Below are 13,273 nucleotides of genomic sequence, written 5' to 3'. Positions count from 1 at the left end.
CGGAAGCCCGGCCGGACGCGGCCGCGGTCGATCGCCCACCACCTTCCAGCATCGGCCGCCGTTTCGCCAGACCCACGGCGTCGCGGGAGGTGCGCAGCCGTTCCCACTTTCCCGAATGGGTGGCTGGACGAATGGGGCCGCCAGACGAGAACGCCCGCCGCTCGGGGAACGAGGGCGGGCGTGAAACGCTGAAGGCGATGCGCGAGGAGGCGCTTACTCGCCCTCGTCGTCGGTCTCGGTCGGCGGCGCGAGGTTCTCGAGGCCGCGCAGAAGATCTTCCTCGCTCATGCGGTCGAACTGCACGTCCTTGTCGTCGGAGGACGACTGGGGCGCGACCGCCGCGGCGGCGGGCGAGCTCGACAGGAGCGGCACGGTCTCGGCCTCCGGCTCGTCCACCTCGACGTATTTCTGCATCGAGTGGATGAGCTGTTCTTTCAGATCCTCGGCCGTGATGGTCTCGTCGCCGATCTCGCGCAGGGCCACGACCGGGTTCTTGTCGCGGTCGCGCTCGACGGTCAGAGGGGCCCCGGCGGCGAGCAGGCGCGCGCGGTGGCTGGCGAGCAGGACCAGCTCGAAGCGGTTCTCGACCTTCTCGATGCAGTCTTCGACGGTGACGCGAGCCATGCGAGGCGGCTCCTTCCTCAGGCGCGGATACGAACGATGTGCGTGATGAACGGGCTTCCTACACCGGATGCCGCCGCGCAACAAGACACGTCACCGGTTGAGAATCCGCCTCTCCCGGTCCACATGGAAAGCGGCGCCGGCTGATCCCGGCGCCGCTCCCGGCCGGCCTTGAACCGGCGCCAGCGGACCCGAGGAATCTTCTCATGTTCATCCAGACCGAAGCCACGCCGAACCCCGCCACGCTCAAGTTCCTGCCCGGACGCGTGGTGCTGCCCGAGGGAACCTTCGAGGCCCGCGACGCCGCGGGCGCCGAGCGCTCGCCGCTCGCCACCGCCCTGTTCGCGGTGCCGGGCGTCTCCGGCGTCTATTTCGGGCACGACTTCATCTCGGTCACCAAGGCCGACGGCGTGAACGAGTGGCCGCAGGTGAAGCCCGCCGTGCTCGGCGCGATCATGGATCACTTCCAGTCCGGCCGCCCGGTCCTCGCCGAGGGCACGGCGCTCGCGGAGGACGAGACGGAGGAGTTCTACGACGAGGGCGACCACGACACGGTGGCCACCATCAAGGACCTGCTCGAGACCCGCGTGCGCCCGGCGGTGGCGGGCGATGGCGGCGACATCACCTTCCGCGGCTACCGCGACGGCATCGTCTATCTCGAGATGAAGGGCGCCTGCTCCGGCTGCCCGTCCTCCACCGCGACCCTGCGGCAGGGCGTGCAGAACCTGTTCCGGCACTTCCTCCCTTCCGTGCGGGAAGTCCAGGCGATCTGATCCGCCGCCTCCTCGCGGCGGGCACCGGTGCAACACCGGCGCGCTTCCTTGGGGAGGCCGGCCCCCGATGCCCTGACGGGGGCGATCGTTTCGTCGTAAACTGAACCCGATGGCGGGCGCCTGTGGCCCGCCGCCGGATGGATTGAACGTTTGCGGATCCTTGCCATTGATACGGCGCTTGAAGCCTGCGCCGCCTGCGTGGCCACCGACGACAGCGACGACCTGCTCGCCGAGGAGTCGATGCCGCTCGTGCGCGGCCATGCCGAGGCGCTGCTGCCGCTGATCGAGCGGGTGGCGGCCCGGGTCGAGGGCGGGTTCGAGGGGCTCGACCGGGTCGCGGTGACGGTCGGGCCGGGCAGCTATACGGGCCTGCGCGTCGGCCTCTCCGCCGCCCGCGCCATCGGGCTCGCGGCCGGCATTCCCGTCGTCGGCGTGACCACCCTGTCCGCCCTGCTCGCGCCCCAGCTCGCCCTCAACGGCGAGGATACGGTGGTCGCCGCGATCGATGCCCGCCACGGCGCCGTCTATCTCCAGGCCATGAGCGTGACGGAGGGCACGGTGATCCCGCCCCGGCATGTCGCCATCGGGGAGGCGGTGAGCCTGCTCGGCGGACGACGGGCGATCCTCACCGGATCCGGCGCGCCCGCCCTCGCCGCGGCGGCGGGCGCGGCCGGGCTCACCGTCGAGGTGGCCGAGACGGGGGCGCCGCAGATCGCCTGGGTCGCCTCGCTCGGGCTCGTGGCCGATCCGGACCAGGCGCTGCCGCGCCCCCTCTACCTGCGCGGGCCGGACGCCCAGCCGCAGGATCATGCGAGGCTCGCAAGGGCATGACGCGCACCGTCTCTCCGTTCTGGCCGCTCGACTGGTGGTCCGCGTGGTGGGACACCTGGGGCTCCGTGCCCTACGTCGCGCCCCTGCGGGATGCCGGCCAGGCGGGCGACCTGGAGAAGCTGCACGCCACCGCCTTCGCCCGTCCCTGGGCCGCCCACGAATTCGAGCGGATGCTGTGCGAGCGCTCGATCGAGGCGCACGCTCTGCGCCGCGGCAACGCGCTGCTGGGCTTCGTGCTGTCGCGCAAGGCCGTGGACGAGGCGGAAATCCTCACCATCGTGCTTGCGCCCTCCGCCCGCGGCGGCGGCCACAGCCGGCGGCTCTTGAGCGAGCACCTGACGGCCCTGGCCTTCGCCGGCATCCGCAAGGTCCATCTCGAAGTGGACGAGGGCAACACGCCGGCCCTGAAGCTCTACGCCCGCCACGGCTTCCTCAAGGTCGGCGAGCGCAAGGGCTATTACCCGCTGCCCGACGGCAGCCGGGCGACCGCGCTGACCATGAGCGCGTCGCTGTCGTGAGGCCTCGCGCGAGCGCAGCCGCCCGATGACGCGGGCCGGCATCGGCCTCCGCCTGCTCGTCCAGGCCCTGGCCTTCCTGATCGTGATCGGGCCGCACTGGCTCAGCCTGCGCTTCGGCCGCGGGCGGCTCGCCGCGCATATCCCGGTGCTGTTCCACCGCCTGTTCCTGCGCCTGTTCTCGGTGCGGGTGACGCAGACGGGCACGCCGCCGCCGCCGGGCGAGCCGGCCCTGGTGCTCGCCAATCACGTCTCCTGGCTCGACATCGTCGCCCTCGGCTCGCTGCGCCCGCTCTCCTTCGTGGCGAAGTCGGAGATCGAGGGCTGGCCGCTGATCGGCCCGCTGGCCAAGCTCCAGCGCACCGTCTTCATCGAGCGGGCCAAGCGCGCGGCGACCGCCAGCGTCAACGCCACGGTCGGCGAGCGCCTCGTGAACGGCGACCTGATCGTGCTGTTCGCCGAGGGCACCACCGGCGACGGCTTGCGGCTGCTGCCGTTCCGCTCCTCCCTGGTCGGCGCGGCGCGTGCCGCGCTCTCCGCCGAAGCCGGCGGGCTCGCCCGGATCCGGCTCCAGCCGCTCGCCCTGGCCTATCCGCGCCGCAACGGCCTGCCCGTGACCCGCGCCGAGCGGCCGGAGATCGCGTGGTACGGCGACATGGAGCTCGCCCCCCATCTCGCCCTGTTCGCCGAGCGCGGCCCGATCGACGTCCACGTGGATTGGGGCGCACCGATCGCCTTCGATGCCGCCACCGACCGCAAGCTCGCCACCGCCCAGGCCGAGGCGGCGGTGCGCCGGGGCCTGCGCGAGATCCGCCTCGGCGGGCCCGGCGTCCGTCCGGTGCCGGCTCTGCCGGAGGCGGCCGGGGAGGGCGCCGACGTCTCGGCGCCCGGCATCGCCGCGGTGTGAGCGCTCAAGCCGGCAGCGGAAAGGTCGCCGCCTGCCCGCGGACGATCCCGCCCCCGTCGATCAGCTGCCAGACGATCCCCTCGGCGACAGCAAAACGCCGCCCGTCCTTGGCGACCCGGATGCCGGCATAGCCCGAGACGAATCCGTCGCGGGCGACCGCGTCGAGCAGGCGCTGTCGTTCGGCCCGCTCCGGCGCCTCCGCCGAGAGCCGCGAAGGCATGCAGACGAACTCCTCCAGAGTGTAGCCGAACGCCCGCTGCGCCGCCCGGTTGGCGTAGACGAAGAGCGGGTCGGCGCCGGTGTCGTGGGCGAGCACGGCGAAGGGCGCCTGCCCGTAGAGCCAATCCGGCCCGAGATCCGGCTCCGGCAGCAGCGGGCGGCCGACGAGGCGCAGGAAGCTGCCGGTCAGCAGGGCGAAGAAGGCGGGGTCGTCGGCAGGGTTCACGGGCGGGACTCTTCGGCTGGGCGAGGGGGCGAGCAAGAGAATCGTGTCGGCGCTCGAACCGTGATAGAGGGCCTGTCGAGCAGAAAGTCCCCCGAAATTCGCCGCCCGTCGGCGGCAGGGTTCCCGATCTTGAAGAAAGCCTACGTCAAGTCCTACGGCTGCCAGATGAACGCCTACGACGCCGGCCGCATGGCCGACGTGCTGGCGGCCGAGGGCTACAGCGCGACGGACTCGGTCGAGGAGGCCGACGTCGTCGTCCTCAACACCTGCCACATCCGCGAGAAGGCCGCCGAGAAGGTCTATTCGGAGCTCGGACGCCTGCGCGTGCTGAAGGGCGAGCGCGCCGAGGGCGGGCAGGACACCCGCATCGTGGTCGCGGGCTGCGTCGCGCAGGCGGAAGGGCGCGAGATTCTCGCGCGCGCCCCGGCGGTCGACGTCGTCGTCGGCCCGCAGAGCTATCACCGCCTGCCGGATCTCCTGCGCCAATCACGGGAGAGCCGCGTCGTCGACACCGAGTTTCCGGTCGAGGACAAGTTCGATCACCTGCCCGCCCGGCGCAACCGCGGCGTCACCGGCTTCCTCACGGTGCAGGAGGGCTGCGACAAGTTCTGCGCCTTCTGCGTCGTGCCCTATACCCGCGGCGCGGAGGTCTCGCGCTCGGTCGCGGCGGTGGTGGACGAGGCGCGCCGCCTCGTCGAGGGCGGGGTGCGCGAGATCACGCTGATCGGCCAGAACGTCAACGCCTATCACGGCGACGGGCCGGACGGGGCGGCCTCGACCCTGGGGCAGCTCATGGACGCGCTGGCCTCGGTTCCGGGGCTCCTGCGCCTGCGCTACACGACGAGCCACCCCAACGACTTCGCGGACGACCTCATCGTCGCGCACGAAAGGAACCCGCTGGTAATGCCCTACCTGCACCTGCCGGTGCAATCGGGCTCGGACCGCATCCTCCACGCCATGAACCGGCGCCACACCGGCGACGCCTACCGCCGGCTGATCGAGCGCATCCGCAATGCGCGGCCCGACATCGCCCTGTCCTCGGACTTCATCGTCGGCTTCCCCGGCGAGACCGACGCCGACTTCGCCGAGACCATGCGGCTCGTCGCCGATATCGGCTTCGCGGCGGCCTTCTCGTTCAAGTACAGCCCGCGGGCCGGCACCCCGGCGGCGGAGCGCGCGGACGCGGTTCCGGAAGCGGTGAAGACCGAGCGTCTGGCCGCCCTGCAGCAGCTCCTCGACGCGCAGCGCCACGCCTTCAACGCGGCCGCGGTCGGCACGGTCGCCGAGATCCTGGTCGAGAAGACCGGCCGGCATCCGGGACAGGTCGCGGGCAAGACGCCGCATCTCCAGGCGGTGCAGTTCGACGCGCCGCCCTCGACCATCGGCACCCTGGTCCCGGTGCGGATCACGCGGGCGGGCTCCAACAGCCTGTTCGGCGAGGCGCTGGAGGGTGCGGCCGCCGCCGCGTGACCTATATGAGGCATCCCATCATGCCGGATCTCTCGCGTGCCGATTGACGTTGCGTCCGCCCGTGGCCCCGCCGGCCGCAACAACCGACCATCCCCGGGGCGTCCGGGCCTCTCCGAAGCGGTCGAAGTTTCGCTGACCTTCGACGACAACCGGCTCGCGAGCCTCGTCTTCGGCCAGTACGACCAGAACGTCGCCCATATCGAGCGGCGGCTCGGCATCACCGGCACCGCGCTCGGCAACCACCTCGTGGTCAAGGGCACGCCCGAGGCCGCGGAGAAGGCCCGGCGCGTGTTCGAGCGGCTCTACGCCCGCGTGCAGAAGGGCGGCACCACCCTGACGCTCGGCGACGTGGACGGGGTGATCCAGGAGGTGACCGTCCAGGGCAACCTGTTTCCCTCCGCCGAAATCACGGCCGACAACGGCCGCGAGCAGTTCGAGCAGATCGCGACCCGCAAGCGCGGCGCCGTGCGCGCCCGCAACGCGGCGCAGAGCGACTACATCAAGCTCCTGCGCGCCAACGAACTCGTCTTCGCCGAAGGCCCCGCCGGCACCGGCAAGACCTGGCTCGCCGTCGGCCACGCGGTCTCGCTGCTGGAGCAGGGCCACGCCGAGCGCCTGATCCTGTCGCGGCCCGCTGTCGAGGCCGGCGAGCGGCTCGGCTTCCTGCCCGGCGACATGCGCGAGAAGGTCGATCCGTACCTGCGCCCGATCTACGATGCGCTCTACGACTTCATGGAGGCCCGCCACGTCGACCGCGGCCTGCAGACCGGCATCATCGAGATCGCGCCGCTCGCCTTCATGCGCGGGCGCACGCTGACCAACGCCGTGGTCCTGCTTGATGAAGCACAGAACACCACCTCGATGCAGATGAAGATGTTCCTGACGCGACTGGGCGAGAATTCGCGCATGATCATCACCGGCGATCCGAGCCAGATCGACCTGCCGCCGGGCCAGAAGTCGGGCCTCGTCGAGGCGGTCAACGTGCTCGACGGCGTCGAGGGCATCGGCCGGGTGCGCTTCCGCGACGTGGACGTGGTGCGCCACGACCTCGTGCGCCGCATCGTCACCGCCTACGAGGCCGCCGCCCACGGCGAGGCCGAGGCCGACCGCAACCCGAACCCGCGGCGCCGGCCGCTGGCCTGACCCCTCGCGCGACCGACATGAGCGACAACGAGATCGACATCGCCGTCGAGGATCCGCGCTGGGAACAGGCGGTCCCCGATCTGGAGGCCTTCGCGCTGCGGGCCGTCGAGGCGGGATTGGCCATTCTGCCCGATTCGGCCTCCGGTCCGGTCGAGGTGAGCGTCCTGCTGGCGGACGACGCCGCCGTCCAGACCCTCAACCGGACATGGCGGAACAAGGATAAGCCCACCAACGTGCTGTCGTTTCCGGCCGCGGGCGGGCCGCTGCAGCCCGGCATGGCGCGGCCGCTCGGCGACGTGGTTCTTGCGTATGACACGCTCGTGCGCGAGAGTGCGGAGCAGTCGAAGCCGTTCGAGCACCATTTCGCCCACCTCCTCGTCCATGGCACCCTTCACCTTCTCGGACAGGACCATGAGACCGGCGAGGCAGAGGCCGACGCCATGGAGGCGCTCGAGGTCGCCGCGCTCCGGACTCTCGGCATCCCGAATCCTTACGACGACTGACAACCGGCACTCCCGCCGCATCCAACCTAGAGACCCATGACCAACGACCGAAGTCGCGGCGCGGCCCTGGCCGCGCCAGCCGCGGACGCCGAACCGCCCCCACGCGAGGCGTGGTACGATCGTCTGCTGAACGTCTTCCACCTGCGTCCGCGCGAGTCCCTGCGCACCGATATCGAGGAGGCCCTGGCCGAGCCCGACACGGGCGAGGACGCCTTCTCTCCCCTCGAGCGGGCCATGCTCAAGAACGTGCTCGGCCTGCACAAGGTGCGGGTCGACGACGTGATGCTGCCCCGCGCCGACATCGTGGCGGTGTCCAGCGACACCAGCCTCGGCGACCTGCTGAAGCTGTTCCGCACCGCCGGGCACTCGCGCCTGCCGGTCTACGGCGAGACCCTCGACGACCCCCGCGGCATGGTCCACATCCGCGACTTCGTGGAATACCTCGCCACCCGCGCCGAGGCCGCGCCGCGCCGCCCGGTGCCCCATGCCGTGACCGAGGATTCCGAGGCCAAGCCCACGCCGCGCCCGCGCCGGACCGCCTCCGCCCGCGGCGCCCTGCGCAGCCTCGATCTCGGCAAGGTCGATCTCACGGCGACCCTCGCCTCGATCCGCATCCAGCGGCCGGTGCTGTTCGTGCCCCCCTCCATGCCGGCCATCGACCTGCTGGTGCGGATGCAGGCGACGCGCACCCACATGGCCCTCGTCATCGACGAGTACGGCGGCACCGACGGGCTGATCTCGATCGAGGATCTGATCGAGATGGTGGTCGGCGACATCGAGGACGAGCACGACGTGGCCGAGGGCCAGCTCGTCAACCGCATGGAGGGCGAGACGGAGGCCTACATCGCCGACGCCCGCGCCGGCCTCGCCGAGGTGTCGGAGGCCACCGGCCTCGATCTCGTCACCGCGGTCGGGGACCTCGCGGCGGAGATCGACACGATCGGCGGCCTGATCGTGACGCTCGCCGGCCGGGTGCCGGTGCGCGGCGAGCGGATCCCCGGTCCCGACGACATCGAGTTCGAGGTGCTCGACGCCGATCCCCGGCGGGTGAAGCGGATCAAGCTCCAGCGCGCGCCGGCCAAGATCGGCACCGTGGTGCCGCTCGCCCTGCCGCCGCCGCGCCCGGCGCCGCAGGCGCCCGAGATGGACGCCACCGGGACGGAGGCGGCCGAAGCGGACAGAGCCCAGGTCGCCGAATCCGGCCGGTAAGGGACGAGGCGACAAGGCATGACCGCTCCGCTCGGCCGCGCGCCCGGCGCCGGGATGCGCCCGGCCGCGGGGCGGATCGGCCCCCTCGAGGCCATCGCCCACCGTATCATCCTGAGCCATGGCTGGACGCGGTGGGTCATCGCCGCCGCGGCCGGCGCCTGCGGCGCGCTCGCCATGCCGCCCTACGGGCTGTTCCCGGCGCTCGTCGTCTCGCTCGCGGTCGCCGTCTGGCTGATCGACGGCGCGGCGATCGGCGGCTCGGGCCGGCGCACGGTCCGGGCCTGCGCCGGGATCGGCTGGGCCTGGGGCTTCGGCTACTTCACCGCCGGCCTGTGGTGGCTCGGCACCGCCTTCCTCGTGGAGGCGGACCAGTTCGCCTGGGCGCTCCCCCTCGGCGTGCTCGGCCTGCCGGCTCTGCTCGCCCTGTTCTCCGCCGCGGGCTTCGCCGCCGCCCGCCTCGTCTGGTCGCGGGGGGCGGGCCGCATCGCGGCGCTCGCCTTCGGGCTCGCCGCCGCCGAGTGGCTGCGCGGGCACGTGCTGACGGGATTTCCGTGGAACACCCTCGGCATGGCGCTGGGGGGAAACCTCTGGACCATGCAGGCGGCCTCGCTCGTCGGCCTCTACGGCCTGACCCTGCTCGCCGTGCTCATCGCCGCCGCCCCCGCGACGCTCGCCACCGGCGCGACGCCGCGGGGACGGTTCGGGCCGACGCTGGCGGCGCTCGTCGCGCTCGCGGGGCTGGCCGCCTACGGGGCGTGGCGCGTGCCCGCCGCGCCGGATCCCACGGTGGCCGGCGTGCGCCTGCGGCTGATCCAGCCCAACATCCCGCAGGACGACAAGTTCGGCTCCGCCAACCGCGAGCGGATCGTCGACAAGTATCTCGAACTCAGCGACCGCGCGCTCTCGCCCGACCGGACCGGCATCGCCGACGTCACCCACCTGATCTGGCCGGAATCGGCCTTTCCCTTCCTGATCCAGCGCGATCCGGACGCGCTCGCGCGGATCGGCGCCGCGCTCCCCGAGGGCAAGCAGCTCATCACCGGCGCCGCGCGGGTGCGCGAACTGCCCAACGGCGAGCGGCTGACCCGCGAGAACGCCGTGTTCTTCAACTCGATCCTGACGATCGGGGCGGGTGGGCGGTTCGGCGACATCTACGACAAGGTCCACCTCGTCCCCTTCGGCGAGTACCTGCCGGGTCCCCTCGATGCGCTGCTGCGGTCGGCGGGCCTGCGCCAGTTCATCTCCGTCCCCGGCGGCTTCACCGCGGGCGACCGCGCGGGTCAGCGCATCCTCAACGTGCCGGGCCTGCCGCCGGTCGCCGCCACGATCTGCTACGAGGCGATCTTCCCCGGCGCGATCCTGCCCCCCGATCCGGCCGAGGGTACGCCGGCCGTGCCGGGCCTGATCCTGAACCTCACCAACGACACGTGGTTCGGCGACACGCCGGGACCGCGCCAGCACCTCGCCCAGGCCCGCCTGCGGGCGGTGGAGGAGGGGCTGCCGCTGGTCCGCGACGCCAATTCCGGCATCTCGGCGGTGGTCGACGCCCATGGCCGGGTCGTCGCGAGCCTTCCCCTCGGGAGCGAGGGCGTGCTCGACGCGGACCTTCCCGTCCGGCTCCCCGGCCGCACTCTCTACGCCGCCTTCGGCGATGGGCCGTTCGCCTTGGGGCTGATCCTCTGCCTTCTCGTCGCGCTCGCGGCCCGGCGCCGCCGGGCGTAGCCGACATCCGCGCCGCGGGACCGTCCCGCGCAGTCGTCACGCGAAGACGATCCGAGACGAGCGCGCGACATTCGGTCAATCGCTGTCTCGGGATCGACTGTCATCTTCCGGCGTTCGGAGAATAACGGGCCATTCTGCCGGTGGAGACCGGTGCGGGCCATTCTCTCGAACTGCAAGGGAATGACGATGAAGCGGATAATCGTGGCCTCTGCCGCCCTCGTGGGTGCGCTGGCCTACCTCCCGGCCGGCGCCGACGCGCGGCCGATCGGCGTCGGCGGCTCCGGCGGCCTCGGCGGCGGCAATTTCCGCAGCGCCCTCGGAGCGGGTGGCGTGGCCGGGTTCGGTAATCCGGGCTTCCGCGGCGGCGGCTTCGCCGGCCGTGGCGGCATCGGCGGCGGCGGGTTCGCGGGCCGGCCCGGCATCGGCGGTGGCGGCTTCGCCGGCCGTCCCGGCTTCGGCGGCGGCGTTCGCCCGGGCTATGGCGGCGGGATCGCCGGCGTGCGGCCCGGCTTCGGCAACCGCGGCTGGTACGGCGGCAACCGCTGGCGGAACGCCGGCTACTATCGCCGCGGCTACGGCTACGGCGGCCTGGGTCTCGGCGTCGGCCTCGGCCTCGCCGCCGGTGGTCTCTACGGCGCCTATGGCTATCCGGGCTACGGGTATGGCTACGACGACGGCTACTACGCGCCGGCCGGCTACTACGGCACCGAGACGGTCACGACGGGTGTCGCGCCCGGCGGCGACGACGACGCGGTGGCCGAGTGCGCTCGCCGTTTCAAGACCTACGACCCGCAGACCCAGACCTACATCGCCAAGCGCGGCGTGCGCCGCTCCTGCCCGTAAGGCTGGGAAGGGAGGCGCCGCAAGCGGCGCTTCCTCCAAAGCAAAAACCCCGCCCGACCTGACGGTCGGGCGGGGTTTTATTTTAGCTGACCGCCTGCCTTACTCGGCGGCGACCTTGTGCGGGGCGTTGCCGCCCTCGGTGTAGGTCTCGGGCGTCAGGCGCTTGTGCGGGGCGGCTCGGCCCGGCAGCGGCGGCAGGGCCTTGGCCTTCTCCAGATCGATCCCGGCGCCCTCGGCGACGCGGCGGCCGTAATCCTCGTCGGCGTGCCAGAAGTGCCAGACCATCCGCAGCTGGATGGGCTCCGGGCACTGCTTCATGTCGGCCACGAGGTTGGCGATCAGGTCCTCGCGCTCCCAGTCCTCGAAAGTCCGGTAGCGGTGGCCCGCCTGGGCGTAGTCGTCCTCGGTGCGCGAGGTCTGGTAGCGACCGAGGTTGCCCTCGACCGGCTGGTGGTACTCCTTGCGCTTCGGCGCCTCGGCGAGGCCCTCGCCGAGCGTCGAGGGCTCGTAGTTGATGTGCTTGTTGGCGCCCGTCCCGTCGACGCCGTAGGTCATCGCGCCGTCGCGCTGGTTCGAGTAGACCTTCACGCCGGGCTGCGGCGCGTTGATCGGCAGCTGGAGGTAGTTCGCGCCGACGCGGTAGCGCTGCGTGTCGGAGTAGGACAGGGTCCGGCCCTGCAGCATCTTGTCGTCCGAGAAGTCGATGCCGTCCACCAGCACGCCGGTGCCGAAGGCCGACTGCTCGACCTCCGCGAAGAAGTTGTCCGGCACGCGGTCGAGCACCATGCGGCCGACCGGCAGCAGCGGGAACTGGTCCTCGGGCCAGCGCTTCGTGTCGTCCAGCGGATCGAACGAGAGGTGGTCGTTCGGGCCGTCGGGCATGATCTGAACGCAGAACTCCCACTCGGGGAAATTGCCGGCCTGGATGTTGTCGTAGAGGTCACGCGTGGCGTGGCCGACATCCTTGGCCTGGATCTCGGAGGCTTGGCTCGAGGTCAGGTTCCGCACGCCCTGCTTGGGCTGCCAGTGGAACTTGCAGAGCACCGCCTCGCCCTGGTCGTTGACCAGCTTGTAGGTGTTGACGCCCGAGCCTTCCATCTCGCGGTAGTTGGCCGGGATGCCCCAGGGCGACTTCAGCCACGTCACCATGTGGATCGACTCGGGGTGCTGCGACACGAAGTCGAAGAAGCGCCACGCCTCCTGGCGGTTCGTCACCGGGTCCGGCTTGAACGCGTGGATCATGTCGGGGAACTTGATCGCGTCGCGGATGAAGAAGACCTTGAGGTTGTTGCCCACGAGGTCCCAGTTGCCCTCGACGGTCTTGAACTTGACGGCGAAGCCGCGCGGGTCGCGCTCGGTCTCCGGGCTCTCCTTGGCGCCGGCGACCGTCGAGAAGCGGACGAACATCGGCGTCTTCACGCCGGTCTCGTTGAGCACGCGGGCGCGGGTGTACTTGGAGGCCGGCTCGTCGCCGATCTTGCCGTAGGCCTCGAACCAGCCGTGGGCGCCGGCGCCGCGGGCGTGCACGACGCGCTCGGGGATGCGCTCGCGGTCGAAGTGGGTGATCTTCTCGATGAACTGGTAGTTCTCGAGCGTCGCCGGTCCGCGCTCGCCGACCGTGCGCAGGCTCTGGTTGTCCCGGACCGGATGGCCCTGGCGGGTCGTCAGAATCGGACGGTTCTCGCTCATGCGTCACTCTCTCCTTGGGAGGCAGGGCTTCAGGGTGGATCGCCCGGGGCGGTCGCACAGCCTGGAACCATTCTGTTTCGACGGTATGACCCAGGCATGACCCATTGGCAAATGCATCGTCACAAACGTTGTGATAGATGCAGCCTATGAACCTCTCCGGTCTGTCCCTGCGCGATCTCGAATATGTCGTGGCCGTCGCCGACGAGGGGCATTTCGGCCGGGCCGCCGAGCGCTGCAACGTGAGCCAGCCGACGCTCTCCGTGCAGGTTCGTAAACTGGAGAACGCGCTCGGGCTGACCTTGTTCGAGCGATCCAACCGTCGCGTGTTGTTGACCGTGGCCGGGCAGGGCATCGTCCGGCAGGCCCGCGTGGTGCTCGGCGAGGCGCAGCGCCTGCTGGCGCTCGCCGTCGAGGGGCGCGGCTCGCCGCTCACCGGCCGGCTCGTGCTGGCCGCGATCCAGACGCTGGGCCCCTACTATTTCCCCCTCGTGCTGCGCCTGCTGCGCCAGGAATTCCCCCTGCTGACGCTGGCGCTCAGCGAGGCGCGCACCGCCGAGATCCTCGACGGATTGCGCGACGGGCGCATCGACGCGGCCCTGGTC

Annotated in this window: 14 protein-coding genes; 11 read left to right on the top strand and 3 right to left on the bottom strand. The window is 71.5% G+C overall.

Translation table 11 applies throughout. The annotated features are described in order from the left end of the window. Positions 1–213: 213 nt before the first annotated feature. Positions 214–624 carry a DNA-directed RNA polymerase subunit omega gene (gene rpoZ, locus MFF42_RS01910; protein ID WP_012455261.1) on the bottom strand — a complete coding sequence of 137 codons (411 nt, stop codon included), beginning with the start codon at positions 622–624 and terminating at the stop codon, positions 214–216. A gap of 203 nt (positions 625–827) precedes the next feature. On the opposite strand from rpoZ, the gene MFF42_RS01905 reads away from it, so the two are divergent. The 4 genes from MFF42_RS01905 to MFF42_RS01890 all read left to right on the top strand — a co-directional run bounded on the left by MFF42_RS01905 (position 828) and on the right by MFF42_RS01890 (position 3,647). Next, the gene (locus MFF42_RS01905) at positions 828–1,394 is read left to right on the top strand and encodes a NifU family protein (protein WP_238254235.1); all 567 of its coding nucleotides are present in this window, start codon (positions 828–830) and stop codon (positions 1,392–1,394) included. Positions 1,395–1,544: 150 nt separating this feature from the next. After that, entirely contained in the window at positions 1,545–2,225 is a 681-nt protein-coding gene (tsaB, locus tag MFF42_RS01900; protein WP_238254233.1) for a tRNA (adenosine(37)-N6)-threonylcarbamoyltransferase complex dimerization subunit type 1 TsaB, read from the top strand. Continuing rightward, the gene (locus MFF42_RS01895) at positions 2,222–2,743 is read left to right on the top strand and encodes a GNAT family N-acetyltransferase (RefSeq protein ID WP_238254221.1); all 522 of its coding nucleotides are present in this window, start codon (positions 2,222–2,224) and stop codon (positions 2,741–2,743) included. Before tsaB ends, MFF42_RS01895 begins: the two co-directional genes overlap by 4 nt. A gap of 25 nt (positions 2,744–2,768) precedes the next feature. After that, complete coding sequence (locus MFF42_RS01890; protein ID WP_238254214.1) at positions 2,769–3,647, top strand: lysophospholipid acyltransferase family protein; 879 nt, start codon at positions 2,769–2,771, stop codon at positions 3,645–3,647. Between the two features lie 4 nt (positions 3,648–3,651). Here MFF42_RS01890 and MFF42_RS01885 read toward each other — a convergent pair whose 3' ends face one another. Continuing rightward, positions 3,652–4,092 (bottom strand): MEKHLA domain-containing protein, encoded by a 441-nt coding sequence (locus tag MFF42_RS01885; RefSeq protein WP_238254212.1) that lies wholly within the window; start codon positions 4,090–4,092, stop codon positions 3,652–3,654. A gap of 129 nt (positions 4,093–4,221) precedes the next feature. On the opposite strand from MFF42_RS01885, the gene miaB reads away from it, so the two are divergent. The 6 genes from miaB (at position 4,222) to MFF42_RS01855 (ending at position 10,982) form a co-directional block, all read left to right on the top strand. Beyond that, a complete protein-coding gene (miaB, locus tag MFF42_RS01880) occupies positions 4,222–5,562 on the top strand; it encodes a tRNA (N6-isopentenyl adenosine(37)-C2)-methylthiotransferase MiaB (RefSeq protein ID WP_238254210.1) in 1,341 nt (446 codons plus the stop codon). Between the two features lie 36 nt (positions 5,563–5,598). Next, the gene (locus MFF42_RS01875; protein ID WP_238254193.1) at positions 5,599–6,705 is read left to right on the top strand and encodes a PhoH family protein; all 1,107 of its coding nucleotides are present in this window, start codon (positions 5,599–5,601) and stop codon (positions 6,703–6,705) included. 17 nt (positions 6,706–6,722) lie between these two features. Beyond that, a complete protein-coding gene (gene ybeY / locus MFF42_RS01870; RefSeq protein WP_238254191.1) occupies positions 6,723–7,208 on the top strand; it encodes an rRNA maturation RNase YbeY in 486 nt (161 codons plus the stop codon). Between the two features lie 36 nt (positions 7,209–7,244). After that, positions 7,245–8,417 (top strand): hemolysin family protein, encoded by a 1,173-nt coding sequence (locus tag MFF42_RS01865; protein WP_238254183.1) that lies wholly within the window; start codon positions 7,245–7,247, stop codon positions 8,415–8,417. Between the two features lie 18 nt (positions 8,418–8,435). Next, positions 8,436–10,139, top strand: coding sequence for an apolipoprotein N-acyltransferase (gene lnt, locus MFF42_RS01860; RefSeq protein WP_238254180.1), 1,704 nt, complete (start codon positions 8,436–8,438; stop codon positions 10,137–10,139). Positions 10,140–10,325: 186 nt separating this feature from the next. After that, a complete protein-coding gene (locus MFF42_RS01855) occupies positions 10,326–10,982 on the top strand; it encodes a BA14K family protein (RefSeq protein ID WP_238254174.1) in 657 nt (218 codons plus the stop codon). A 99-nt stretch (positions 10,983–11,081) separates the two neighbouring features. On the opposite strand, the gene MFF42_RS01850 is transcribed toward MFF42_RS01855, so the two are convergent. Continuing rightward, a complete protein-coding gene (locus tag MFF42_RS01850; RefSeq protein ID WP_238254164.1) occupies positions 11,082–12,671 on the bottom strand; it encodes a catalase in 1,590 nt (529 codons plus the stop codon). Between the two features lie 146 nt (positions 12,672–12,817). Here MFF42_RS01850 and MFF42_RS01845 point away from each other — a divergent pair. After that, positions 12,818–13,273 (top strand): LysR family transcriptional regulator (locus MFF42_RS01845; protein ID WP_238254162.1); only part of this gene is annotated, 456 nt, incomplete at its 3' end.

This window comes from Methylorubrum podarium (genome assembly GCF_022179745.1).
Lineage (GTDB): Bacteria > Pseudomonadota > Alphaproteobacteria > Rhizobiales > Beijerinckiaceae > Methylobacterium > Methylobacterium podarium.
This window is presented reverse-complemented; position numbering and strand designations above follow the sequence as displayed.